The sequence below is a fragment of the Longimicrobium sp. genome (assembly GCF_048594345.1).
In the GTDB taxonomy this organism is placed as follows: domain Bacteria; phylum Gemmatimonadota; class Gemmatimonadetes; order Longimicrobiales; family Longimicrobiaceae; genus Longimicrobium.
Genome location: NZ_JBMDXM010000156.1, coordinates 93,614 through 118,425, shown reverse-complemented (window position 1 = coordinate 118,425; position 24,812 = coordinate 93,614). Strand labels below are relative to the sequence as shown.

Sequence of the window (24,812 nt, the reverse complement as noted above, 5' to 3'; positions counted from 1 at the left end):
CATACCTGATCCGCAAATACACTCCGTATTTTCCAGCGGCAGGTTCTCACGCAGAGGGAGCAGAGGAAGCAGAGTTTCTTCATGAAGTTCTCTGCTTCCCCCGCTTCCTCTGCGTGCCCCATTGTTTTTGCGGATTCGATATCACCCGTACTTACGGCGGGTGTGGGCGCGATGGGCACGATGGAGGGTCTTTACCCGCGCCCGTTCGTCGGCCGCGGCGGCTTGGTCCTGGCGGATCTCCAGCCAGGCCAGTTCCCGCCGCAACCGCCGCCAGCTTTCCAGCCGCGCCGGGTCCAGCGCGCCGGATTGCGCCGCCGCGCGGACGGCACACCCCGACTCCGCCTGGTGGGCGCAGTCGCCATAGCGGCAGCGCGCGGCCAGCGCCTCCACGTCGGCAAAGGCTGACTCCAGCCCCGCGTCGGCGCTCCACAGCTGCAACTCGCGCATCCCCGGCGTATCGATGAGGAGCGCGCCGCTCCGCAGCTGGACCAGCTGGCGGTGCGTGGTGGTATGCCGGCCTTTGCCATCCGCGCGCACGGTGCCGGTGCGCAGCGCATCATCCCCCGCCAGCAGGTTGGTGAGCGTGGACTTGCCGGCGCCGGAGGAGCCGAGGAGCACTGCGGTGCGCCCCGGAAGCAGCCATCGCGCGAGCGCATCCACGCCCGCGCCGGTGATGGCGGAGACGGGGGCCACGTCCACCCCCGGCGCCACCGCGCGTACGCCACGGACCGCCGCATCCACGTCATCCACCAGGTCTGCCTTGGTGAGCACGATGACGGGAACGGCGCCGCTCTCCCACGCCAGCGCCAGGTAGCGCTCGATGCGGCGGGCGTTCACGTCGCCGGGGAGCGCGGCGGCGATCAGCGCCACGTCGACGTTGGCGGCCAGCACCTGGGCCTCCGTCGTCTCGCCCGCGGCCTTGCGGCGAAAGATGCTTCGGCGCGGGAGCACGGCGTGGATGGCGGCGGTGCCGGCTCCCTCATCCACCGCGACCCAGTCGCCGGTGGCGGGCAGGTCTTCGCGGCGACTGGCGTGATGGCGAAGGCGGCCCGCGAGCACCGCCGCGCGCTCCCCCGCCGCCGCGCGGACGACGTAGCGGTCGCGGTGCTCGGCGATCACCCGCGCGGGAACGGTGCCCGGCGCATGCAGGGAATGGAAGTCACGCGCAAGCTGCTCGTCCCAGCCGAACGGTGCGAGTCGTGTGCAGGAACCGTCGCTGGACGGCGAAAGATGAGATGACACTGGATGGATCTCCTGGTCCGCGGGCGCGGCGAGTGCATCGCGCGCGGCCCGCATGGGCACGGCTGCGCCGCCGGCGGTGTCCGGACGGCGTGGGTGACCACGCCAGGACCGCGGCCGCGATGCCCTGAGGGAGGGATGACCAGGATGTAACCGGGCAGAGTGCCCGGGTGCAGCGGCTCCGTTCCTCAGCGCGCGCGGTGCGCGTCCTGGCGGATTCCGGAGATGGCGGCGGTACGCAGAGGCGCCTCGGAAAAAGAGTACGAAAGTACGAGAGTACGAGAGTGCGAAAGTCTCCGCACCCGCACTATGAGTAGCGGCAACGGCCTCGTAGATCAACCCGGTCGATCGACCCCCCGCGATGACGCCGGTCCGTGAAGGAGCGGACGCGCAGGTGCCTGGAACGCCCGACGCCCTCAAGCAGCCGAGTCCGCGGAGTCCGTCGCAGGAGCGAATAAATTCGCCGCTGGGAAAACGCAAAGTCCACCTCCGTGGACTGTAGCCGCGGGTGCTGGGCGCTTAGACACACACGACGTCGGCTGAACGCACCCGGTCGCGGACGCGCAGGTGCCTGGAACGCCCGACGTCGCCGGGCCGCCGAGTCCGCGCAGGCGGACTTTGCGACTTTCCAGCGGCGAATTCATTCGCTCCGCTGACCGGACCCGCGCGATGCCGTCTGAGGTTAAGTGATTGACTGATCGGAGGGCGTCGTACCGCGCGTCCCAACCTCACATCAGCATCCCCAGCACCGGCCCCGCGGCGACGGCGCCGAGCACTGCGAGCATCCATCCCGCGATCACGTCACCAGGGTAGTGCACGCCCAGGTAGCAGCGGGAGAGGCCGACGACCAGCGCCAGCGCCACGAGAGCGGCCGACGCGACCGGGGCCAGCACCGCCGCCACCGCCAGCGCGACGGAGAGCGACGACGCCGCGTGTCCCGAGGGAAAACTGAAGCGGTCCGGGGGCTGCACGAGCGCCGCGAAGCCTTCGGGCATTCGCGGGCGCGCGCGCGTGACGGTGCGCTTGAGCAGCTGCACCACCGCGTGCGACGCCACCAGCGCGAACGCTGCCCGCATCCCGGCCTGCCGCAGCGCGGGAATCGTCCCGAGCAGCAGCGCCAGCGTCACGCCGATGGTGACCGCGGCATCGCCAAGGTGCGTGACGGCGTGCATCGCGCGGTTCAGCCGCGGGTGCCGGCGCAGCACCATCGCGTGCAACACGCGCTCGTCTTGATGGTGCAGGCGGATGATCCAGGTGGTCATTGGATGTGTCTCCGGTGTCGGTTTCCCGGCCCCGAAGATCATTCACCCGCTCCACACGCAAGCGGACGCGCGGTAACGGTTTGGAAGCAAAGCACGGACGGATGTGTGACCGCCGACTGCGCAGACGTGAGAAGGGGCACGAGCGGTTCGCCCGTGCCCCTTCCCGCGCCCACAAAAGGCTCTGTCCGACTGCGTCGCAGCCGCTGTTTCTGCGCGGGCTGCCGCATCCGCCCTCCAGCAAGCCGAAAGTAGATCCTTCGACCCTGAGGACGGCTGCGCGAGGACGGTTCTGCGCGGCCGGGCCTCAGGATGACAGGCTTTCGGGGATGCGGCTCACGCTTCAATTTGGCGCAGGCGTCCGTCCTTTTGTCACCCGTTCACCCGTTCACCCGTTCACCCGTTCACCCGTTCACCCTCACCCTCACCCTCACCCTCACCCTCACCCTCCGCCGATCACGAACTGCGTGCTCCCCACCCGCCCGCCGCGTTCGAAGTACATCACCACGCTCCGGCCGCTCAGCTGCTGAAGCGCCTGCGCGGCGCTCTCGGCGTTGGTGATGCGCAGGCGGTTGATCTGCAGGATCAGGTCGCCTTCCTGCAGGCCGATGCCGCGCGCGCTGTCGGAAAGGCCCACGATCAGCGCGCCCTGCTCGTTGGTCAGCCCGCGCTCGGCGCGGATGGCGGGGGTCAGCGTGACCAGCTGAAAGTCGCGCAGGGCCTGGATGCGCTCGGCGTTCACGGAGGGCAGGTCGCCGGGCTGCACGCGGACGGTGCGCTCGCGGCCGTTCTCCATCACCCGCACCTCCAGCGGCTCGCCGTACGCCGCGTTCAGCAGCCCCGCCTGGTAGTCCAGCGGCGTGCGCACCCGCTGCCCGCCAATCCCCGTCACGCGCATCCCCGTCCGCAGCCCCGCGCGCTCCGCCGGCGAGCCGGGCGCCACCACGCTGATGCGCACCTCCGCCAGCCGCCGCGGGCCCTCCGTGCGCACCGCCTCCACCTCCGCGCCAATCCAGGCGCGCCGGTACCGCCCGTCGTCCGCCAGGTCCAGCGCAATGCGGCGCGCGCGGTTGATGGGGATGGCGAAGCCCAGCCCCTCGCTGCCGCCGGAGTTGGAAAGAATGGACGAATTGACGCCGATCACCTCGCCCAGCGCGTTCACCAGTGCGCCGCCGCTGTTGCCGGGGTTGATGGAGGCGTCCGTCTGGATCATGTCCAGCGAGTAGCTGCGCGGGCCGTCGCCGCCCAGGATGTTGCGGCCTACCGCGCTCACCACCCCCGCGCTCACCGACGGCTCCGGATTGCTGAGCAGAAAGCCGAACGGGTTGCCGATGGCGATCACCCACTCGCCGATCATCAGGTCGTCGCTGTTGCCCAGCGGCGCCACCGGCAGCGCCCGCTCGCCCCGCGGCACGCGGATGCGCAGCAGGGCCAGGTCGTTCACCTCGTCGCTGCCCACCACGTCGGCGTCGAACTCGCGGCCGTCCGGCAGCGTCACCACGACCTCGGTCGCGGCGCGCACCACGTGCTCGTTGGTGATCACCAGCCCCTCGGCGGTGATGATGAAACCGCTGCCCAGGCCCGCAGTCTCGCGCTCGGCGCCCGGGGGGAGCATCATCTCCTCCCACAGGGTGCGCGGCACCACCCGCTCGCGCCGCACCACGTTCACGCTCACCACCGCCGGCGCCACCCGCTCCGACGCGGCCACGATGGCCGTGCGCCGCGAGTCCTGCGTGCGCGCGCTGGCCTGCGCGGCCTCGGGCGATTTCGATTGCGGCGGCGCTTCCAGGCTTTCCAGTTCGCGCTCGCGGGCGGTCTGGTTACCCGACGCCGCGCCTCCGCAGGCGGCGAGCGCGGAAAGCAGTACGAAGGCCGGGATCAGCGTCGTGCGTTGCATCCTGCAGACGGGGTTTTGGTCGATGGACGTGCGTGCGTGGTTCGGGAGAGGCGTGTACCCGCCGCGGCGCTCCCGGTTGCACGGAAAAAGTAGGTGCGTGGATGTGTGATGCGGAAGACCGCCCCAGCGTTTGCCGGCGGGGAGTGTCTGCGACTCGCCAAGGTCGATTTCCAGAGAGGGTGCCGCCGACCCTGAAGACACGTAACGAAGCGGTGTCATCCTGAGCCTGAGGGAGCGCACCACGTGCAACCAGAACTCACACAAGGGCCTGCGCGCGACTGATGGACCTTGTCTGTCAGGCTGAGGAACTTGAACAGCTCCCGAGGGGCTGGGTCCGGCGCGACCCGACAAAGATCCTTCGGTCGCGCGCAGGCCCGTGTGGTTATGAACGTTACGGGTGAGCGCTCCCTCAGGATGACAGCGTGCCTCCGGGGGGACGATTCATATCAGAAGTTCCTTCTCGCAAACGAAAGCAGCGGCGGGCCCGAACGGGGCCGCCGCTGATCACGGGGCGTGTGGCGAGGCGGCCGGCTTGCCGCCGGCCGCTCACGCGCCGACCGGGCTTGTGGTGCAGGTGAGGGTGAACGTCACCACGATGCGCTGGCCGGCGTACACCACCGCCCGGACGTCGTTTTCCCCCTGCAGCGTGCAGTTGGGCGCGATCCCCGAAAGGCTGACCGTGTACACGCTCGCCGGCAGCTCGCGCTCGAACGGGGTCCCCGACACGTACGACAGCGCCTCGCCGTTGTTGAGCTGGACGGTGAACTGGTTGTCCACGCTGGTGCCGGTGGCGTTCACCATCACCGCCAGGCGGCCCGGGCTGGACGTCGTGGGCGGGGTGCTGTCCTCCTCGCAGGCGGCTGATGCGCCAAGGACGCAGACCGCCGCGGCCAGCATGGCCCCGCGTGTCGAGAGAAATCGAATCATTCCACACCTCCTGTCCTGAGGAGCCGATTGGGCCGCGTCGCGCGGAACAAACAGGTGCGCGGTCGGACGATGCGCGCGCCGGTCCGCCACTGTTGCGAAGCCTGTACCACGGCGGTTCCGGCCGCCGTGCCGGGGGATTCAGGGTGAAACCCGGCCGCGTCACGCCGGTTCCATCGGCACCCACGCGGCGCCGTCGAAGCGCCGGGTGAGCAGGGGCTCGGCGGCCGCGGCGTCCAGGGGCTGGGAGAACAGGTACCCCTGCGCGCAGCCGGCCCCCATCTCCACCAGCCGCGCCAGCTGGTCGGCGCGCTCCACCCCCTCGATCACCACGTCCTTGCCCAGGTTGCGCGCCAGCGCCAGCACCGCGCCCACGATGGCGTAGTTGGGCTGGTCGCCGCCCAGAAACGAGCGGTCCACCTTGAGCGCGCTGATGGGAAGGCGGTGCAGGTACCCCAGGCTGCTGTAGCCGGTGCCAAAGTCGTCGATCAGCATCTGCACGCCGCGGGCGCGAAGTTCGCCCAGCACCGCCTGCCCGGTGCGCCCCACCAGGGCGCGCTCGGTGATCTCCAGCCGCACCCCGTCCACCTCTACGCACGTATCCGCCAGCGTCTGCTGCACAAAGTCCACCAGCCCGCCGTGGGTGAACTGGTTGCCGGAAACGTTGACGGTCACGTACAGGCCGCGCTCCGGGTAGCGCTCGCGCCAGCGGCGGAGCCGCGTGCACGCCTCGCGCAGCACCCAGCGGTCGATGGCCACGATCAGCCCCGTCTCCTCCGCCACGTCCAGAAAGGCGCCGGGCGCCAGCTCGCCGCGCTGCGGATGCCGCCACCGCACCAGCGCCTCGAACCCCACCACCCGCCCACCCGCCAGCGAGACGATCGGCTGAAAAACGACCTCCATCTCGCCCCGCTCCAGCGCCCGGCGCAGCTCCGTCTCCAGCCGCAGCCGGGCCAGCGCGCGGGCGTGCATGGCGCGGTCGAACACCTCGCAGCGGGCGCCGCCCAGCTCCTTGGCGCGGTACATGGCCGTGTCGGCCCGGCGCACCAGCTCTTCCGGCTCCTCCACCCCCGGCGCGCTGAGCGCCAGGCCTATGCTGGGGGTGACGAACACCTCGTTCCCCTGCAGCTCGAACGGCTCCGCCAGCCCCCGCTGAATGCGCTCCACCTGGCGCAGCGCCTCGCCCGCGTCGGCCACGCCTTCCAGCAGCAGCGCGAACTCGTCGCCGCCAAAGCGCGCCACGGTGTCGCCGTCCCGCATCCGCGCCCGCAGCCGGCCGGCCACGTCCACCAGCAGCCGGTCGCCGGCCAGGTGCCCAAAGCTGTCGTTCACCAGCTTGAAGCGGTCCAGGTCCAGAATCAGCACGGCGCAGGCGCGGCCGGTGTGGCGCCGGGACAGGTCCAGCGAGTGCTGCAGGCGGTCCTGAAAAAGGGCGCGGTTGGCCAGCCCCGTAAGGCCGTCGTGAAAGGCGTCGTGCAGCAGCTGGTCCTGCATCCGCTTGCGCTCCGTCACGTCTTCCGTCACGCCGGCCACGCGGTAGGCCACGCCGTGCTCGTCGTGCACGGGGGCGGCGCGGGTGTGCAGCCACCGCTCCGAGCCGTCGGGATGGACGATGCGGAAGGTGGCCTCGGCCGGGCGCAGGTGCGCTTCCTCGAACATGGCCTGCACGGCCGCCCGGTGTTCGGGGACGACGGACAGAAACGAGGTGGCGGCGTCGCGCACCTCGCCCGGCTGCGTTCCCCACATCCGGTCAAAGCCGGGGCTCACGTACGCCGCGTGGCCGTCCCGCTCCAGCAGCCAGAACACCTCGCTGCTGTTTTCCGCGATCTGCCGCAGGCTTTCCTGGCTGTAGCGCAGCGCCTCGTTGGCGGAGACCAGGGCCGCGGTCCGCTCGCTCACCACCGCCTCCAGCCGGTCGCGGCTGCCGCGCAGCTCTTCCTCCGCCCGCTTGGCGTCGGTGATGTCGCGCAGCACCACCACGCGCCCCCAGGGCTCGCCATGGGGGCCGTGCAGCGGATGCACGCTCAGGTGCACCGGTCCCCCCTCCGGCCCGCCCGTCGCCACGTCCACCCCCGCGGCGCCGTTCTCCCGCAGCCGCGCGACCACGTCCGCCGGCAGGGGCAGCACCTCCTCCGCGGGACGGCCCAGCGCCGCGTCGTCGGCCACGCCGGCGGTACGGCGGGCGACGGGGTTCAGGTCCACCACGCGCCCCTGGGCATCCAGCACGTACACCGCGTCCGCCAGGCTCTCCACCACCGCGTGGCGCGCCACCGGCACCACGTCGAACAGCCGGCGCCGGAACAGCCCCCAGGCAATGACCAGGTTGGCGATGGCGAAGGTCCACGGCGACAGGTCGCGGTAGGGGCTTTCGCGCAGCACGGTAAAGGTGAGGACGGAGCCCAGCGCGGGGATCAGCACCCCGGCCATCACCAGGCTCATTTGCGCGCGGTACAGCGGATGGGCGCGGATCCACCCCGCCGCCAGCACCACGTAGGCCCACGCCTGCACCACGTAGATGTAGATGGCGGCGGCCACGTCGACGAACGTAAAGCCGTACACCAGCTGCGTGTACGGCGCGGTGACGGGCTGAACGCCCGCGCGCGCCAGCCCGTGCCACGGATCGGTAAAGGCCAGCGCGGCCACCGCCAGCAGCGGCAGCGCCAGCGCGCCGTACAGGCGCACGGGGTGCCGCACGGTCCGCCCGCTGAACCCGTTGGCGAACGCCAGGAGCGCCGGGGGAAGTACCGCGATGGGCAGGTACTGCACGTTGTCCCAGAAAGCTTTGGCCTGCACTCCGGGAGACACCACTTCGCAGATCAGCCCCAGCGTCCAGCACGCCTCGCCCGCCGCCAGCACGGCGAACGCCGCCACGCCGGGACGCGCGCGGCGGCGCCAGCAATACGCCGCGACCCCCGCCGATATGGCGGTGGAAAGAACGTAGGGAAGCAGGAGCAGGGTGGCGGACGGAGGCATGGGCCGGCGTGAACGGGTGGGCTGCGCTCAACTTGCGGCCGTACCCGCGCCGGCACAACAGTTTCGACATCCCTCCACCCGGCGAGCGGCCCGGAAGGACCGCGCCGCTGGGCACCATTGCGGCGGTTGATTTTGGGGAGCGGGACGGACGTGGCGCGCGGCGTTGCTGGATGCCCGGCATCAACCCTTGCGCCCCGTTCCCGGGGCGGGATGAGGGCCGGGTAAGGGGGCGCGGCGAAACCGGCGGGGGAACGGGGCCGTACATCGCCCCCGTTCGGAACGAGGATATTGCGAATGTCCGCCGGCGCCGCGACTTTCCGCCCACCTCCGGACCTTCCCGATCAACCATCCCCATCCTGATCCACTGATGAAGACGTTCCTTCTGGCTCTTGGCGCGGTGGCGCTCACCGCCGGCTCCGCGGCCGCGCAGCAATCCATCATCCCCGGCGAGGTTACGCGCGGCTCCCTGAGCAGCAGCGACCCGCGGGGGCAGAGCGACAGCCATTACGACGAGTGGGTGTTCGCCGGCCGCCGCGGCGAGACGGTGATCGTGAACATGGAGTCTGGCGCGTTCGACACGTACCTGTACCTGGGCACGCTGCGCCGCGGCAACTTTCAGGAGATCGCGCGCGACGACGACGGCGGCAACGGCACCCACTCGCGCCTGGAGGTGCGGCTGCCCGAAGACGGCACGTACGTCATCCGCGCCAGCTCGCTGCGCCAGCGCACGGGTCCGTACACGCTCACGCTCAACGGCGGCCGCGCCACCTCGGGCACGGGATGGGACGATGACCGCGAGCCGATGGACCCCGTCTACGGCGGCGGCGACTACGAGCGCCGCGACGGCGGGCCGCTGCGTGCCGGCGACCGGGTGCGCGGACGGCTTTCGGACGCCGATCCCGAGCTGGACAACGGCGCCGCGTTCCACCTGTACACGTACGAGGCGCGCCGCGGCGAGCGGCTGACGCTCACGCTGCGCTCGGAGGATTTTGACGCGTACCTGGTGATCGGCACGCGCGGCGGGCGCCACGGCATCGGCAACGTGGTGGCGCGCGACGACGACGGCGCGGGCGGCCACGACGCGCGCATCGAGGTGGCACTGCCCAATCCTGGCGAGTACGTGATCCGCGTGAACTCGCTGCTGCCGGAGACGGGTGAGTACACGCTGGAGGTGGAAAGCAGCCTGGGCGGCGGCTACGGGAACAACCCCCGTCCGCGCCCCGGCGACTACGAGGAGGAGTACCACGACGGCGAGGTGGACCGGCGCCTGGTGGGCCGCTGGGGGCTCACCCTTCCCGGCGCGCGCGTGCAGGGCGACGACTGGAGCAGCGTGAGCGCCAACGCGCCGATGGGGATTCTTTCCATCGACGAGAGCGGCGCCTACACCTGGCGCAAGAACGGCCGCACGCTGCGCGGGCAGCTGGTGCCGTACACCCCGCGCCGCGACGCGCAGCCGGGTGTGCGCTACTTTACCATCAACGACGGCCGCGACGAGTTCTACGTTTCCGTCACCCGTTCGCGCGGCCAGCGCTACATGCAGGTGAACGCCCGCCGCACCGGCGAAGTGGTCGCTCACGGCTACCGCGAAGGCGGCGGATACTGAGCCTTCGCGCTTCGTCATCCAGCTTTCACGCGAGGCAGCCTTCCCAACAGAGGCCAGGGTACAGAGGAACGGGGAACAGCCAGAGGGACAGAGAACCTGATTTTCTCTGTTCCTCTGGCCTTTGTCGGTTCCTCTGTACCCTGGCCTCTTTGTCTTTTCGGCCGCCGATCGGGTTACTCCGCGTCGGGAAGGTCCGTCGGGGCGTGCTCCTCGATCCACACGGACTTGATGTTCACGAACTCGTGGATGCCAAAGGTGCCCAGCTCGCGGCCGTAGCCGGACTGCTTTACGCCGCCAAAGGGGAGACGTGGGTCGCTGGCCACCATCGCGTTCACGTACGTCATCCCCGCCTCGATCTCGGCGACGAAGCGGCGGCGCTCGGCCTCGTCGCGGGTCCACACGCTGCTGCCCAGGCCGAACTGCGAGTCGTTGGCCAGCGCGATCGCCTCATCGATCCCCGCCACGCGAAAGAGCGAGGCCACGGGGCCGAACACCTCTTCGCGGTAGGCAGGCGCGTCTTCGGGGATGTCGGTGAGGATGGTGGGCGGATAGAAGAAGCCGGGACCTTCGATCTTCTGTCCCCCCGTCAGCAGGCGCGCGCCGGCGGCGACGGAGGTGCGCACCTGCTCGTCCACCTCGTCGCGGATGGCGGCGGTGGCCAGCGGGCCCACGTCGGTGCCGTCCGCCATCGGGTCGCCCACCCGCAGCGCCTCCATGGCCGCCACGAACAGCTGCTCGAACTCGTCCGCCGCGTCCTGGTGCACGATGAAGCGCTTGGCGGCGATGCAGCTTTGCCCGTTGTTGATGCAGCGCGCCTTGGCCGCCGTGGTCGCCGCGGCGTGCAGGTCGGCGCTGGGCATGACGATGAACGGGTCGCTGCCGCCCAGCTCCAGCACCGTCTTCTTGAGGTTGCGCCCCGCGCGCTCCGCCACGCTCTGCCCGGCCGGCGTGCTGCCGGTGAGCGTGGCCGCCGCCACGCGCTCGTCATCCAGCATCCCCGCCACCGCGTCCGATCCCACCAGCAGCGTCTGGAACACGCCCTCTTCGAATCCCGCGCGGCGTAGAACATCTTCGATGGCCAGCGCGCACTGCGGCACGTTGGAGGCGTGCTTCAGCAGCCCCACGTTCCCCGCCATCAGCCCCGGCGCCACGAAGCGGAAGACCTGCCAGAAGGGAAAGTTCCACGGCATCACCGCCAGCACGGCGCCGAGCGGGAGAAAGTGCACCTCCGCGCGCGCCGTGCCGCCCACGTCCACCGCCTGCGGGGCGAGCATCCCCGCCGCGTGCTCGGCGTAGTGGCGGCAGACCCAGGCGCACTTCTCGGCTTCCGCGCGCGCCGCGGCCAGCGTCTTTCCCATCTCCGTGGTCATCAGCCGCGCCAGGCGGTCCTTGTCAGCGTCCAGGATTTCACCCGCGCGCCGCATCTTCCCCGCACGCTCGTCCAGCGAGGTCCGGCGGTGCCGCTCAAAGGCGTCGGCCGCGCGCTGCAGCTTTGCATCCACCTCCCCCGCCGTCAGCGCCTCGAAGGTCTGCAGCGTTTCACCGGTTGCGGGATTGATCGTGGCGATGGGCATCGGTCGATTTCGTTCTTTCGGTTCAGCACCGGCCAAGGGAAGCTGGAGCGGGATGCGGATGATGCAAGAATGCGCACCTGACGGCGTTCAGCAAGTCACAGGCTTAGCCCTGGGGCGGTTGAAACCGCGGCTGGAAAGTCACGAAATCCGCCTGCGCGGATTGTGGCCGCGAGATCCGTGTGCTTCGACAATTCACCAGATGCGGATGGCAGATTTCTCCGTCGCACGCCGGGTGTGGAGATGGGGAATAGATGCGCGGCGCTCCTTCGAAATAACAATTCGGCACGGGTCCGCCCTCGCCGTTCCCGCGCACGCAGCTTCCGCTCGCGTCACCCCTCTCCGTGAGGAACGAACGGGGAGGGGCCGGGGGAGGGGCACCGCGCGCAAAACCTTCCGCCCACACAAACCTCCGGACGCACGACGGGGCCGCCGCTCGCGCGACGGCCCCGTCGTCATCCATCTATGACTGCAGCTCGCCCATACCCCGCTACTCCCCGGCCATACGCTGGATGAAGCTGGCCACACCATCCGTCTTCGCGCCAGGCCGCAGCACCGCGGCCAGGCGCGCCGCCGGCTCGGGGTACACGAAGTGGTCCGCGAAACGCGGAACCATCTCCACCAATGTTTCGCTCGCCACAATGCCGGAGAGAGAAAGCGGCTTTCGGACCAGCGCGTCGAGGGCGAACAGCGCGAACGCCTGTACCTCTGAGGCAGGCAGGGCCACGTCACCGTATGCCGCGGCGGGAGGGAGCACCCCGCATCCCAGGCCGGCGTAGTGGGGGAGAAGCGATTCCTCCGCCGGCGGGCGGCGGTGGTACTGGCCCAGCGGAGCCGCAAAGGGGGCGTGGGTGACGGTCGCGTGTGCCGCGGGGCCTCTGCCGCCGTCCGTCCAATCCATGGTGAAGACCAGGGCGTCCGTGTGGTACACGCCCAGCGCGTACCCTGCCTGCGTGATCCGCAGCCACAGTCGGGCCACCGCCTGCAGCAGCGGCCGCGACGCCGCGGAGGTGAGCCAGCTTGCGAGCGGGGGAAGGGCGGCGGCGCGCAGCCCCAGGGGCTGCACGTACAGCGGGCCGCTGGCGCCGCGCGCCTCCAGGTGGCCCCGGCCCGCCCAGACGGGGACGGTGAGCGATATCTTCCGCGCCACGGCGCGAAAGCAGGCTTCCTCCGCCTTCACCGCGTCCAGCGACCACGCGCCGTGCCCCGCCAGCCGCAGCCACCCGGTGGCGCACTCCGCCAGCGGTGTCGCGACGGGAAGGGTGACCAGTCCGCAGAACCCGTATGGCTCACCGCCGGCGGGACCCACGACCAGGGGCTCGGCCGGGGCGGGGGCGGAAAGGGTGCCCAGCACGCGCAGCCGGTCATCGCCGCCGCGCTCGGGCTGCCATGCGGCCACACGGCTGCGCACCAGCTCGCCGCGCCGTTCGATCCGCGCGATCCAGCCGGATTTGTAGCGGGCGATGATCCGCAGTTTCGCGCGGCGCCCTGTGGCGTACCACGCCGGCTCCACGTTGAGCCCATCGAAGAGCGGTTCCACGTCCATCCGGGCCAGGGGCAGCGTCTCCACGTCGCCGGGCTCCAGAAAGACCGCGCATTCCACCGCGCCGTCCATCGTTACCGCCCGTCCCGCTACGCGCACGCACGACTGCATCTCCTGCGTGACGAGAGCGTACGTCGGGTCGATGGGGACGATGAAGTGCGTGGCGCCAAAATCCCGCTCGACCGGGACGGGCGGCGGATCCAGGTGCGCGGCCCAGCCGGCACGTTCCGGCTGATGCAGTGCATCGGACGCCGCCCCCAGCAGCTCGCTCCACAGCGCCAGGTCTTCCGCGGTGGGCGTGCCGCCCTCGTCGCGCAGCAGCAGCGTGCCCAACCGCTCCGCCACGGCGTGCGAGGCGTCGCGCCGGGGACACGCGTTCGCCCCGGCGCTTCCCAGCGCCTGGACCTGCCGCGCCGCGATTCCCCGCAGCTTCTGCGCCCGGTCGCGCTCGTGCAGCAGGCGCTCGCGCTCCCGCAGGCGCAGCAGGGCCAGCACCTCGCCCGGGGCGGCCTCTTCGGCCCAGGATTGTCCGCGCTGCAGCTGCGCATCCGCCGCGCCGTCCACCCGCTCCCACAGCCGCTCCAGCTCGTGCTCGGCGCGGCGCAGGCGTGCGTGCAGGCGCTTTACGTCCTCCGCGCGCGCGATGCGGACAAGGTCATCTTCGTCCAGTTGCTCGCGTCGCAGCACCCGGGCGGAGGCGCGGGGAAGCTCGTCGGCAAAGCGGTCGCGGACGCGCGCCACTGCAGCGCGGATGCCATCCAGCGCCGCCTGCAGTTCCACCGCGGCCTCGGCGCGCGCCTTGAGTCCCTTCCAGGCACTGTCCAGGTTACGCCACCCCGGTGTCCCCGGCGCGATCTGCCGCAGCGGACGCCGCAGGGCGCGCAGCAGGGGGCTGCGGTCCCCGTTCTCCAGAAAGCGCTCCAATTGCTGCGCGGCGGCCCGCACCGGCTCGGCCGCGTCGGGCCGCGCGGCAAGGGGGGCGAGCACGTCCCGCTGCTCGCGCGCGCCCCGCTCGATGCGCCGCAACGCCTGGTCCAGCCCCCGCGGCACCGCCAGCGGGTCCGCCAGCACCCGGTCCACGTGTAGCACGCCGTCCGCCCTCATGGTCACGGCCCACGCCTTCCACCCACGCAGTTGCGTCGCCGGCGCTTCTGCACGGTGTCGTCCACCACCATGGGACGAATCTCGAGTTCGATGCGACGGTCTTCGGCGTTCGCGCCACTCGACGTCCGCGCGGCCACGGGATCTACCGGGTAGTAGCGGCTGCGGCCCAGCGCGGAAACCTGGCACGGGTCGATACGGACGCTGTCGATGAGGAACAGCGAGACCGTGGCTGCGCGAGACGCGGAAAGGATCCAGTTGCGCTCCTCGCTTCCCTCGCTGCTGGTGTGCCCCACCACCTGCACCTGGTCGATGAGTGACAACAGGCCGTCGCGGTGCAGCGACGCGCCCAGCTCGCGCAGGATCTGCTTGCCCTCGGACTTGAGATCCGAAAGCGCGTACCGGTCCTTGCGGAAGGTGGCGTCCCCCCGGATTCGCACCAGCAGGTAGTCGCCCACGCGCAGCACCTCTACCTCCCGCCCGTCCCCCGTGCCCCGGAGCTTTTGCTCCAGCGTGTCGAGGGTGTTGTCGCGGGCGTCCGCGGCGCCGGCCCGGCGCATGGCGGGGACGGCGACGGCCGCGAAGAGGATCAGAAAGAGCAGCGTGGTGGCGCCCAGCAGGTCCGCGAAGGCGGGCCAAGGGCCGCCGGCGGCCTCGTCGTCGTGCAGGACCGCCATCCTACAGCCCCACCAGGTTGCCGAGCGTGCCCAGCCAGCCGCCCAGCTCCATCATGACGTAGACGACGCCCGCGGCGCCCAGCACACCCGCCCCCGCGCTCGTCGCGATCAGCCGGGGGGACGGGCCGCGCTGCGCCTCGGCCGCGGCGGCAATGCGGCGCAGCAGCCCCACGGCGTCGGCGGGCAGGGGCGATCCGCCGCCACTGTACGACACCGGCGCCACGGCGTGCGATTTCGCCAGCTCCGCGAACTCGCGGCGCACGTCGTCCGCTACCGCCTTCCAGCTGGCCGCCGCCCGCGCGTCGATGCTGGATACCCGGTCCGCCGCGCCGGCCACCGCGGTTTCCACTTCCTGCAGCGCGGGGCGCGTACGCTCCACCGCGTCGGCCACGGCGGTCATCCGCTCCTCGATGCGCTCCGTGCCTTTCACCATCACGCCGATCCCCTCCTCCAGCCGCGCCGAAGCGGAGGCCGAGACGGTGCCCAGCTGGAGGATGCCCTGCAGTCCCCGGGTGAGCGAATCGGATGCGGCCCGCATCTGCTGCACGGCCTCGCGCGATTCGGCGGAGCGCTCGCCCACCCGGTCCACCAGCCCCTGGTAGGCGCGGGTGTTGGCGTCCACCACGCCCGCCAGCGCCACCACCCGGCTCTGCAGCTCTTCCAGCGCCTGCGACGTGCGGCGGTGCAGCTGCTCGTCCTGCTGCGTCATCACGTCGGCAAGCTTGTCGTTCAGGCTGCCAAAGGAGGTGCGGAACGACTCGCTCAGCCCCGCCAGCGAATCCTCGATCCCCAGGAACGCGGTGCCCGCTTCGTGCACCTCGCGCGCGGTGGCGGCGAGCGTTTCCACGGCCGCGATCATGGGATCGGCGGAGCTGGCGCGGCGGCGGTCGTAGATGTACTCCGCCGACGCCAGCTCCAGCCGCTCCAGCAGGTGGCGGCGCCCCACGGACAGCCCCTGCGCCATCAGCCCCACCGCGATGGCGCCCACCAGCGCCAGCGCGTTGCCCCCGAACGCATCGGCCACCGCGCGCAGCGGCCCCATCATGGTCTCTGCCGCCGCGCCCGCCCCTTCCGTGGCGCCGATGGCGTCGATCAGGCTGGGGAGCGCGGTCTTGACCCCCGCAAAGGTGCCCAGGACCGCCAGCAGCAGGAGCAGCGACGAGGCAAAGCGCGCCACGTGCCCAAAGCTGGCGGTGCGCGTCTCGGCGATCCCGCGCAGCTCCTCCACGGGCATGTGGGCGCCTCCGCCCTCCAGCTGCGCCTGGTGCACGCGGCGCACGCGGTCGTCCACCAGCGTTTCCACGTGCGCCGACTCACCGGGGCGGATGGTGCGCTCGCCGCGGGCAAAGCGCGCCTCCCGGTCTTTCGCGGGGGCGAACACCAGCATCAGCCCTTCGCGCTTGCGGCCGAGCACCCAGTCCACGTCGTCTTCTTCGCGCCGGAGCAGCTCCGCGTCGCGCCACACGGTCCACCCCGCGCCCACGGTGAGCAGGATTCCCGCGACGATGAGGGAGAAGATGATCCAGTTCACCCCGTCGGAGATGCCCAGCAGCTCCAGGAGTGCCCGGCCTTTGTCCTCCCGTTCCCCCAGCAGGCTGGCGATGAAGAGGAGCGCGAAGCCGGCGTAGAACGTTGCCCCGACCCACAGGTACAGCCGCGCCGGGCCGTCGCCCCGCGTGGGTACGCCGATCATCCCCATCGGCTGGGTGGCGTGTGCCGTGCTCCGCGTGGCGGGCTGCGCCGCTGCCGCCGGCGCCTGCGCGTCGTCGTCCACGTGGCCTGGGCGCGGCGCCTCCGGCGGTTCGATCACGCTCATATCGCCTCCGCCGTTCCCTTGCTGATCAGCTCACCCCGCCCCGACCCTTCGTCCCACCGCACCTCGGCCGGACGGCGCGTACGGTACGCCGTGTAGGGCCGAGCGCCCTGCAGGTCGAAGAACGCGGCCCACTTGGGAAGCGAGAACTCCGTGAGTGGCACCTCGGCGTTCAGGTACACGCGCGCCTGCCCGGATCCGCCCACGGACACGTACCCGGCCGGAGGGAGCGAGCGGCTGACCACCAGCACGCCGTCGCGGATCTCCACCGGCTGGTCGCCGGGGCCGGGGCCGGGGCTCCACGCCGGCTCCGGCGCCGGGAACTGCATGCCCAGGCTCTCCGAGCCGTACATCCCGGCGTCGTACGGCGCCGCGTATCCGCCGTCCGCCTCGACGCGCGGAGGCGGATCCGGCGCGCGCTCCAGCCTGCGCGCCTGCGCACGGGCCAGCTCGCCGATCTTTCCGTTCAGCTCGTCGAGCTTCTGGGACCAGAACGTCCGCAGCTCTTCCATCTGCCGTGCCTGCTTTTCCAGCGCGTCGCGCAGCTGGTTGGCCGCGTTGAGCAACGCCCGCTGCTCGCCGGTGGGCGGCGGCCCCGATCCGTCTCCATGGCCGGAGCCGTGATCGCCCTCGTATCGCGGGGAGCGGTGCCGCTTCCTCGCCGGCCTCCGCGTCATCAGCACGACGACCAGCGCGGCGACGAGGACGGCACCGGCGATCCACACCCACGGGAGGTCGCGAACGCTCATGCCCGCCTCCCGAACCACTCGTCGATCATCCGCTCCAGCACCACCGTGGCTTCCAGGATGAAGACGGAGCCGCGGTATCCGCCCCCCCGGTTCACCAAGTACTCCAGCTTTTGCGCGGTCGCGTTGCGCAGACCCGCGCGTCCCAGGCCCAAGAACACCGTGCGGTAGCGGTCGGGAAGCTCGGCCCAGGTTCCGCCCAGCGGCAGCAGGCCCTCGGCGGCCCGCAGCAGCGAGGCGTGAAAGCGCTCGCCTTCCATCTCCCCGTCGGGCCAGCGCAGCGTGGGCAACCGGTCGGGCGTGAACTTTTCCGCCGGGCCCAGCCGCGTGTCCGGCTCCATCTGCCGCGGCTGCCCCTCCGCGCGCAGCTGCACGGTCAGGCGCTCGCCCAGCACGGGCCCGGCGGCCAGCGGATCGATGGCCAGGCTCTGGTTCACCACCGGCGCCACCAGCCCGCGCGCCACCTCTTCCTTGGGCTTCTCGGTGACCTGTACCCGCACCGCGGGGCCGGATTCCGCGCCCGCGGCGGTCAGCAGGATGTCCGAAAGGGCGCGGCGATACGCATCCCCCGGCGAACCCGGGTGCATGTTGGAAAGCCAGTGCAGGTACTGGCTCCCGTTGCCGGCCAGGGTGATGGACTCGGGAAGGCGCGGCCCCTCCGCGCCCTCCCGCGGCGGAAGCGCCCGGAAGGCGAGGCCCGTGTAGTGGAAGAGCGAGGCGAAGAAGTAGAAGATTATCGACTGGAACGCGCGGAACTCGGGGGTGACCCAGAACCGCGACGCCTGCCCGGAGGCAAACCAGGGAGTGCGCACCAGGTAGGTAAAGGCCAGGTGGATCTGCCCCTCGGCCATGTACTTGTCCAGCACGTCGCGGTGCGTGTGGGGCAGGTCGTTGGCCTGCGCCCAGCGCACCAGCGCCTGCACGAACGGATTGGTAAGCCCCTCCTTGCCGGCCGCCTGCTGCCGCGGGCCCGTGAGGTTCTTGCCGCCCAGCAGCACCGAGTCCAGCAGCAGCGTGCGCCCCTCGCCGTACGCCGCCAGGTCGGTGGTTCCGCCGCCCACGTCCATGATCACGTTGCCGGCGCCCAGCGTCCCCGTCCCCGCCGCGTTGAAGAAGTGGCGCAGCACGCTGCGGCTTTCATCCAGCCCCCGCTCGATCTTCAGGTCCCCCAGCCCGCGCGCCACGAACGTCTGGTGCACGTCGCGCCACTGCCCCTCAAGGCTGCGCACCTGGTCTTCGCTGAACGAGCGCGGCCACGAAAAGGCGATGGCGACGTTGCCCGGCTGCACCCCGCGCCGCAGCGCCTCGGCCACCACCGTGGCGACCACGTGGCGCAGAAAGGCGGAGGAAAGGAAGTACGCCTCGCGCTCGGCCGACCATTTGAGGTCGCCGGTGACCCGGTTGGTCGTTCCGTCGTTGCGCACCATCCCGGAAAAGGGAACGTTCACCCGCACCGCCGCCGGCTCCCGCGCCAGGTCCAGCTGGGGAAGCCCGGCCACGTGCACCACCGCCGTGCCAAACGGCTCGGCCAGGACGGCCGCGGGAAAGAAGTAGCCGGCCAGGAACTCCTTCGTGTCCGCCCCTTCCTCCGTCAGCGGCAGCACCAGCCCCTGGGCGGAAAAGATGTCGGCCGCCGACTCCTGGTTCTCGCGGACGCTGACGATGGTGTTGGAGGTGCCGAAGTCGACGCCGACGGCCCAGCGGGTCTCGTGCGGATCGGCGGACCGGGGAAAGCGCGGCAGCACCACGCCCAGCGGCTCGGCCCGGTCGCCCGCGCCGCTGGCGGTGTTGCGGAACTCCAGGATCTCCGGCCGCGCGGCGAATGCCGCGGCCCGCACCAGGGGCGTGCGCACCCCCTGCTGGCCAATGAGGGCGAGCGCCTGCCCCGCGCTGTAGGCGCGCACCTCCACGTGCTCGGCCACAAACTGCTCGCGGTCGGTGCGAAAGACCGTGTACTCGCTCCACGCCGGGTGCGCGAAGGCGGGCCACACCGTCAGCTCCGGGCCGTACTGCTTGAGGATGTGCGTATCGGGATAGACGCGCCGGACCACCACCTCGCCCGGATCGTCGTCGCTTCCCACCGGCACCGTAAGCGCCACGGCCACCGAGCCGTTGGAAAGCACCTCCACCGTGAGCAGGCGGTCCACGTCGTCGGGCGAAAAGAAGCGGAAGAACTCGCTCCGCAGCGGCAGCGCCAGCCGCGCCTGGGCAAAGCGGGGATCGCCGCCCTGCGACTGCACCCGGTATCCCCGCAGCCCCTTGACCGACTCCGGGCGAAGCGGCTCGCCCAGCAGGAACACCTGGTCGGTGAGCCAGTCCGTCTGCGGATTCACCCAGGGGTGATGCACGTCCACCCCCGGAAGAACGCCGCGGTCCAGCCGCGCCAGGTCGGCGGGGAGCTTGACGGGCGGGGCACCCTCGTAAAAGCGTCCGTCGAAGCTGGCAGGATCCACCACGATCGGCGCCGGCTGTGCGCCGGTCGACGCGCGCAGGCGCCAGCGGCTCTCGTCCAGCTCGGCGCCGGTGCGGCGCTTGTACAGCACCAGCCCGCCAAAGCGCTGGGAGCCCACCGGCTCCAGGTGCAGCGCCGCCGCCGCCGTGCGCCACCCCTCCGCGTCGGGCGAGGGGGTGAGCTGATCAGCCACGCGCTCGCCGCGCCCCGTGCGGCACTCCCGGATCTCCTTCCGCAGCCAGGCGGTGACGCAGGCCTGCACCGTGTTCCACGCCACGTACTCGTCGTGCGACTCGGGCGCGGGGGCTTCAAGCTGGGGAAGAAGGACCTGCGCCACGTAGCGCTGGAACTGGAACGGCCGCGCCGGCAGCGGACGGTGCTCGGCGCCCACGGCGTAGCGGAACAGGCCGCGCGTGGCCTCGCCGCGCGCGGCGTCCTCGGCCGTGAACAGCACGGTGTACGGCGACGACGCGGCGATGGGGGTGCCGTTCACCAGCAGCACCGACAGGGTGGGAACGGCGCTCTGCGCGCTGCCGCCCGTGCGCCGCGGCGAAAGCTCCACCAGGGCGTCGGCAAAGTCCTCCACGCGCACGGACCCCGTGTCCTGGGCCATGGCGCGCAGGTCCTCCAGGCGAACGCGCTCCACGGTGACGTGGGCGCCCCGCGCGGAGCCCTGCGACCAGAGAAACTCCAGCGCGTCCAGCAGCTCGTTCTGAACCAGCCGGTGCGCGGGGTGCTGCGGGTCCTCCAGCGCGTTGCGGAACAGGTGCAGTCGCGCCCACGGGCTGGGGATGGACTGAATGCGGGTGCGGATTTCCGTCGCGTTTTCGGCCGGCAGCTCCAGCTTGGCCAACTCCACCGGGTTCTGCAGTGGCGTCCAGCGTCCGGGCGGAAGCGCTTCGATGTTGGCCGGGTTGGGCTTCTCGCGAAACCGCGGCAGCAGGTTGCGGCTCATGCGGCCCCCTTCAGGCTGACGTTTTCGGCGAACGCGGCGCGCGCGTACCGCTCGCTCCCCTCGCGCATCACCTGCATGAAGCCGCGGAACCCGGTCCCGCGGTGCGCCCAGGCCGCGTCGTTCCAGTGGCGAAAGACCATCGACTCATCGTGGCGCGACCGGCGCTCGGCGGCGGACGCGCCGCGCCCCTCCACCAGCTCGTCGGGGCGAATGCGGGTGGGCGGGCCGCTGGACGCGGGCACCAGCGCCAGCGCCGGGCTGGAGCGGCGCATCTCCGCCAGCCACTCCCACGCGGCGTGGAAAAAGCGGCCCATGCCGTCCAGCGCCTGCGTGCGTGCCGCCAGCTCCTCGGGCTTCAGCTTGAGCAGCTGCAGCCAGGTCACGCCGCGAAGGGTTGCGGGCAGGTCCGGGTGGGCGGCGCCGTCGGGGCGAAACGCGTTCAGAAAGTGGTGCGCGGCCACGATCCCGCCCACCAGCCGCGCGCGCGACGGGGCGTTCAGCGGCAGGTCCGCCCACCCCGGGTCACGCCCGCCGATGGCCGTGGCGCGCACCACCGGAAGCCGCGCCGCCGCGTCCTCGCCCGAACGGGATGCGAAGTCCAGGGCGGCCAGCGCGCCAAAGAGCTCCACGTAGTGCGCGTGGTTGGCCTGGCGCTCGCCACCTACCTCGTTCTTCAGCTGCTCGCGCGGCTCCGAATCTCCCACCATGTACAGCCCGCCGTAGCCCGTACTGGTGGTGAGGTAGGTGGGCAGGGCTCCCGCCGCGTTCTGCGCGAAGAGCACGGTTTCGGGCCGGGGGCCGCCGTCCGGCGCGTCGCGGGTGTCGGGCGCGGGAAGGGTGAAGTAGGGAAGGAACAGCGCCCCGCCGATGCGCTGGGGCGGCACCCCGGCGATGGCCGACGTGCCCTCGCGCTCCTTGAGCCCGTCGGCCAGCGCGCGGCCCACCACGGGGAACGCGGCCGAGCCGGTGCCGCCAAAGATGGAGCCCACCGCAAAGAAGACGGCGTCGGCCTCCGTCTGCCCCTGCGACAGGAGTTGCGCGAAGAAGCGCTCGTCCCGCAGCCGGTTCATGAACACCGTGCCTATGGAGGGGACGCCGCGGAACCCCATCGTCAGGTCCATGTTGCGCACCCGCTCCGGGTTCAGCAGGTCGAACAGGTGTCCCAGCGGCGCGCTGCGTCCGCGCATCAGGGTGCGGTCCACGCGCACGGCAAAGCGGGCATCGGCCAATCCCTCATCATCCGTGATCGGCGACCAGACAAGGGAGCTTCCCACCGCGTCCACCACCTCGGTGCGAAAGTACACATCCGCCGCGCCCTGCTCGGCCAGCGCCGCGCGGGTGTCCCGGTACAGGTCGATCAGCTCGCTGGCGCGCTTGATTGCGGCATTGGACTGGTCGGGGTCGATGAGCACCAGCCGCAGCTGCCGCGGCCCCAGTCCAAAGGCGCACAGGTACAGCAGCGGCTCGATGCTGCGGATTCCGCTCCCGCCCAGGGCGAGATACGTGAGCGTCCGCTGCGCGATCCCCGAGCCGACAAGGTCCGTGGACATGGCTACGCTCCAAACGGGTTGATGCGGGGCCACGGGCAGCCCCGGTTGTGGAAGAAGCCGCCCGACGCCGGGTGCCACCCGGTTGCCCGGGTGAGCACGAACGAGAAGACGCCGAACGCCAGCGCACTCCAGACCAGGCCCGCCAGCGCGCGGCTCAGCGCCAGCCCCACCGGATAGGTTTCGGAGAAGGCCAGCGGAAATGTGTCGCAGGTTCTCACCAGTGCGTGCTGCGGGACGACGACATACAGCATCACCAGCGGCACCAGCGCGCCTACCACCGATGCAATCGCCAGTACCAGCCACCAGCGCAGGACAAACGCGCGGCTGAGGCTGCGCCGGTCCAACAGGTAGCAGGCGAGCACGGCCAGCAGCACCAGCAGCCCGGTCGCCAGCGCCGTCCAACCGTAGGCGGCGTTCACCGGGGCGGGGTCGAAGAAACCGTTCAGGTCCGGCGGATCACCGGGCGCAGGCAGCGGACAGGTGAGCTTGACGTTGGCGGGCGGCGAAGCCCACAGGTGCAGCAAGGATTGCCACATAACGATCCTCTAAGCACGATGGAGGAAGGCTGCCGGGCAGTGAGCCGGTCAGTTGGCGACGATGAAAGCTCGAATTATGGGCGGAGCGGTGAACGGATCTCGTGCCTGGAAGCTTTCGAAGAGGCTGCCCAAGCCATAAGTGCGAAGGGCGTCGTTGGCGCTCTCGGCGTCGAACGCTTTCAGCCATGACGGCTCGCCACCCGGATGCAGTTCGAGGCGGTACACGTAGCGGGGGACCCCCTCACCTTCACCGAATGAAGAGAACTCGTACGTGAACGGATCGCTCGTCGCGCGCATAAGGGCGCCGGTCGCCGGCGAAGGCCGCCACGGAGAGGCCGCCGGGTCGCTCACCAGCATGCGGACGTCGATGGCGGGCACCAAGCGGCGGCCCCGGATCACCAGCAGCGTAGCGCGCCCCAGCGGTGACACAGTGTCGCGCAGTGCGAGCGACGCACGAATGGGAATGTTCGTCGCCACGCGCCCGCGCACCCGGACGATCGGCGTGCCGTCGGGCGCGGTGGCCCAGGCGGGCTCCAGGGTGATGTGCTCCGTTCCCGGCGAACTCAGCCTTACGTCCGTTTCCCCCACTGCGGGGAGCGGGGTGACGTACAGGTTCTGGAACACGGCGGCGAGCGCGGCGGCCACCCGCCCCTGGTCGCCCGGCGCCACGAAGGCAAAGGCGTACAGGGGACAGGTCTGCTCGGCGGCCTCGCCGGACGCGCGGCACCCCGCCGGATCGTTCTTCACGGGCTGAAAGGGCGCGGCTGACGCGGCGACGATGAAGGTGCCGCCGGCGGCGATCCAGCGTTCCGCCTGCGTTCGCATGGACACGAACTGGCGGTTGGCTGCGTCGGGGTCGCCTCGCCTGCCGTCGCCGATGATGACGTGCGTGGAGCCCAGCGTGGAATCCGCCTGGAGCCGCGGGAAAATCTCTTCCAGCTGGGTGTTCCCGTCGGAGTAGAAATCCTTGTCGCCGAGAGTTCCCAGCCCGCTTCCCTCTGCGCGCACCTCGTTGCCGTAGCCGAACACCTGCGCCGGCCGCAGCCGCGCGTCGAAGCCGTCCAGCACCGAGCGATAGTCCGTGGCCACGCGGGCGCGATACGCGGAATCCAGAAATCCGCGCATGCTCTGGCTGCGGTCCACGTACAGGATGACCGGCTTTCCCGCCTCCGTCGTGGGCCAGACGGGTACAGAGTCATCCACCACCATCGCCTGCGCGTACGTGATTTCGGTGGGTTCCGGTGTTGGAGCGTCACCGCCGCACGCCACCCCTGTCAGCAGCAGCAGCGCAGGCGCTGTCCGGACGATGTGGCGTCGAGCGACCTCCACGGACGCACGTTCTGTAATGACGCATTCCATCTCACCAGATCCTGTCAGTCGTAGCGTCGGCTCATATCCGTCTCACACATTGAGGGACCGGCGCTTTCGTCTTTCTCATCCGGCAATGCGGAGAAGGATCTCCTTGATCGAAGTCGAGGAATCAGGTTGCGATCTCGTCGTTAATGAGATGGGTTGATTCGATCGCTCCCGATGCCCGAGCCATGACGTACACGACGGGGCTGCCGCGTCCGCGACAGCCCCGTCGTTCATCCATCATCTCGCGAGAGGTGAGAGATTAATATCACACCAAGTCACCGGCTCTGCCCTGGGGCGGTTGAAACCGCGGCTGGAAAATCACGAAATCCGCCTGCGCGGATTGTGGCCGCGAGATTCTCGCGCTTCGACAAGTCACGAGAAATCGGACGGTAGATTTCTCAGTCGCGCGCCGGGTGTGGTGGTGAAGACGGTTTCGTGCGGCGCTCCTTCGAAATGACAGTTTGGCGTGCGGGCCGTCCTCGGCCGTTCCCACGCACGTAGCTTCCGCTCGCGTCACCCCTCTCCGTGAGGAACGAACGGGGAGGGGCCGGGGGAGGGGCACCGCGCGCAAAGCCTTCGGCTCGCACAAACCTCCAGACGCACGACGGGGCCGCCGC

General features: G+C 70.8%; 15 protein-coding genes. 1 reads left to right on the top strand and 14 read right to left on the bottom strand.

Features of this window, described 5'->3' with window-relative positions; genetic code table 11:
* Positions 1 to 141 precede the first annotated feature (141 nt).
* The 5 genes from rsgA to ACOJUJ_RS17405 form a co-directional block, all read right to left on the bottom strand.
* Positions 142 to 1,242, bottom strand: coding sequence for a ribosome small subunit-dependent GTPase A (rsgA, locus tag ACOJUJ_RS17425; RefSeq protein WP_420128180.1), 1,101 nt, complete (start codon positions 1,240 to 1,242; stop codon positions 142 to 144).
* 725 nt (positions 1,243 to 1,967) lie between these two features.
* Positions 1,968 to 2,501 carry a phosphatase PAP2 family protein gene (locus ACOJUJ_RS17420; RefSeq protein ID WP_420128179.1) on the bottom strand — a complete coding sequence of 178 codons (534 nt, stop codon included), beginning with the start codon at positions 2,499 to 2,501 and terminating at the stop codon, positions 1,968 to 1,970.
* 439 nt (positions 2,502 to 2,940) lie between these two features.
* Positions 2,941 to 4,395 (bottom strand): trypsin-like peptidase domain-containing protein, encoded by a 1,455-nt coding sequence (locus tag ACOJUJ_RS17415; RefSeq protein ID WP_420128178.1) that lies wholly within the window; start codon positions 4,393 to 4,395, stop codon positions 2,941 to 2,943.
* A 546-nt stretch (positions 4,396 to 4,941) separates the two neighbouring features.
* Complete coding sequence (locus ACOJUJ_RS17410; RefSeq protein WP_420128177.1) at positions 4,942 to 5,322, bottom strand: hypothetical protein; 381 nt, start codon at positions 5,320 to 5,322, stop codon at positions 4,942 to 4,944.
* A 159-nt stretch (positions 5,323 to 5,481) separates the two neighbouring features.
* Positions 5,482 to 8,292 (bottom strand): EAL domain-containing protein, encoded by a 2,811-nt coding sequence (locus ACOJUJ_RS17405; RefSeq protein WP_420128176.1) that lies wholly within the window; start codon positions 8,290 to 8,292, stop codon positions 5,482 to 5,484.
* Positions 8,293 to 8,659: 367 nt separating this feature from the next.
* Between ACOJUJ_RS17405 and ACOJUJ_RS17400 the strand changes: the two genes are divergently transcribed.
* A complete protein-coding gene (locus ACOJUJ_RS17400) occupies positions 8,660 to 9,895 on the top strand; it encodes a hypothetical protein (protein WP_420128175.1) in 1,236 nt (411 codons plus the stop codon).
* Positions 9,896 to 10,068: 173 nt separating this feature from the next.
* Here the strand turns inward: ACOJUJ_RS17400 and ACOJUJ_RS17395 are convergent, their stop codons facing one another.
* From ACOJUJ_RS17395 to ACOJUJ_RS17355, 9 genes are all read right to left on the bottom strand, one after another.
* Complete coding sequence (locus ACOJUJ_RS17395; protein ID WP_420128174.1) at positions 10,069 to 11,469, bottom strand: NAD-dependent succinate-semialdehyde dehydrogenase; 1,401 nt, start codon at positions 11,467 to 11,469, stop codon at positions 10,069 to 10,071.
* A 487-nt stretch (positions 11,470 to 11,956) separates the two neighbouring features.
* Positions 11,957 to 14,119 (bottom strand): hypothetical protein, encoded by a 2,163-nt coding sequence (locus ACOJUJ_RS17390; protein WP_420128173.1) that lies wholly within the window; start codon positions 14,117 to 14,119, stop codon positions 11,957 to 11,959.
* Complete coding sequence (locus ACOJUJ_RS17385; protein ID WP_420128172.1) at positions 14,116 to 14,787, bottom strand: OmpA/MotB family protein; 672 nt, start codon at positions 14,785 to 14,787, stop codon at positions 14,116 to 14,118. The genes ACOJUJ_RS17390 and ACOJUJ_RS17385 overlap by 4 nt, the downstream gene beginning before the upstream one ends.
* A gap of 1 nt (position 14,788) precedes the next feature.
* Positions 14,789 to 16,603, bottom strand: coding sequence for a hypothetical protein (locus ACOJUJ_RS17380; RefSeq protein ID WP_420128171.1), 1,815 nt, complete (start codon positions 16,601 to 16,603; stop codon positions 14,789 to 14,791).
* Entirely contained in the window at positions 16,600 to 17,349 is a 750-nt protein-coding gene (locus ACOJUJ_RS17375; RefSeq protein WP_420128170.1) for a hypothetical protein, read from the bottom strand. Before ACOJUJ_RS17375 ends, ACOJUJ_RS17380 begins: the two co-directional genes overlap by 4 nt.
* A complete protein-coding gene (locus ACOJUJ_RS17370) occupies positions 17,346 to 20,753 on the bottom strand; it encodes a hypothetical protein (protein WP_420128169.1) in 3,408 nt (1,135 codons plus the stop codon). The genes ACOJUJ_RS17375 and ACOJUJ_RS17370 overlap by 4 nt, the downstream gene beginning before the upstream one ends.
* A complete protein-coding gene (locus ACOJUJ_RS17365) occupies positions 20,750 to 22,303 on the bottom strand; it encodes a hypothetical protein (protein WP_420128168.1) in 1,554 nt (517 codons plus the stop codon). The genes ACOJUJ_RS17370 and ACOJUJ_RS17365 overlap by 4 nt, the downstream gene beginning before the upstream one ends.
* Positions 22,304 to 22,305: 2 nt before the next feature.
* Positions 22,306 to 22,839 carry a hypothetical protein gene (locus ACOJUJ_RS17360; RefSeq protein WP_420128167.1) on the bottom strand — a complete coding sequence of 178 codons (534 nt, stop codon included), beginning with the start codon at positions 22,837 to 22,839 and terminating at the stop codon, positions 22,306 to 22,308.
* Positions 22,840 to 22,887: 48 nt separating this feature from the next.
* The gene (locus ACOJUJ_RS17355; RefSeq protein WP_420128166.1) at positions 22,888 to 24,042 is read right to left on the bottom strand and encodes a hypothetical protein; all 1,155 of its coding nucleotides are present in this window, start codon (positions 24,040 to 24,042) and stop codon (positions 22,888 to 22,890) included.
* Between the last annotated feature and the right edge of the window lie 770 nt (positions 24,043 to 24,812).

What these genes read in the sequence shown, in the direction of transcription:
- ACOJUJ_RS17420 (WP_420128179.1), bottom strand. Translation starts at nt 2,501, where the DNA reads ATGACCACCTGGATCATCCGCCTGCACCATCAAGACGAGCGCGTGTTG.
- ACOJUJ_RS17415 (WP_420128178.1), bottom strand. Translation starts at nt 4,395, where the DNA reads ATGCAACGCACGACGCTGATCCCGGCCTTCGTACTGCTTTCCGCGCTC.
- ACOJUJ_RS17410 (WP_420128177.1), bottom strand. Translation starts at nt 5,322, where the DNA reads ATGATTCGATTTCTCTCGACACGCGGGGCCATGCTGGCCGCGGCGGTC.
- ACOJUJ_RS17405 (WP_420128176.1), bottom strand. Translation starts at nt 8,292, where the DNA reads ATGCCTCCGTCCGCCACCCTGCTCCTGCTTCCCTACGTTCTTTCCACC.
- ACOJUJ_RS17400 (WP_420128175.1), top strand. Translation starts at nt 8,660, where the DNA reads ATGAAGACGTTCCTTCTGGCTCTTGGCGCGGTGGCGCTCACCGCCGGC.
- ACOJUJ_RS17395 (WP_420128174.1), bottom strand. Translation starts at nt 11,469, where the DNA reads ATGCCCATCGCCACGATCAATCCCGCAACCGGTGAAACGCTGCAGACC.
- ACOJUJ_RS17385 (WP_420128172.1), bottom strand. Translation starts at nt 14,787, where the DNA reads ATGGCGGTCCTGCACGACGACGAGGCCGCCGGCGGCCCTTGGCCCGCC.
- ACOJUJ_RS17380 (WP_420128171.1), bottom strand. Translation starts at nt 16,603, where the DNA reads ATGAGCGTGATCGAACCGCCGGAGGCGCCGCGCCCAGGCCACGTGGAC.
- ACOJUJ_RS17375 (WP_420128170.1), bottom strand. Translation starts at nt 17,349, where the DNA reads ATGAGCGTTCGCGACCTCCCGTGGGTGTGGATCGCCGGTGCCGTCCTC.
- ACOJUJ_RS17370 (WP_420128169.1), bottom strand. Translation starts at nt 20,753, where the DNA reads ATGAGCCGCAACCTGCTGCCGCGGTTTCGCGAGAAGCCCAACCCGGCC.
- ACOJUJ_RS17365 (WP_420128168.1), bottom strand. Translation starts at nt 22,303, where the DNA reads ATGTCCACGGACCTTGTCGGCTCGGGGATCGCGCAGCGGACGCTCACG.
- ACOJUJ_RS17360 (WP_420128167.1), bottom strand. Translation starts at nt 22,839, where the DNA reads ATGTGGCAATCCTTGCTGCACCTGTGGGCTTCGCCGCCCGCCAACGTC.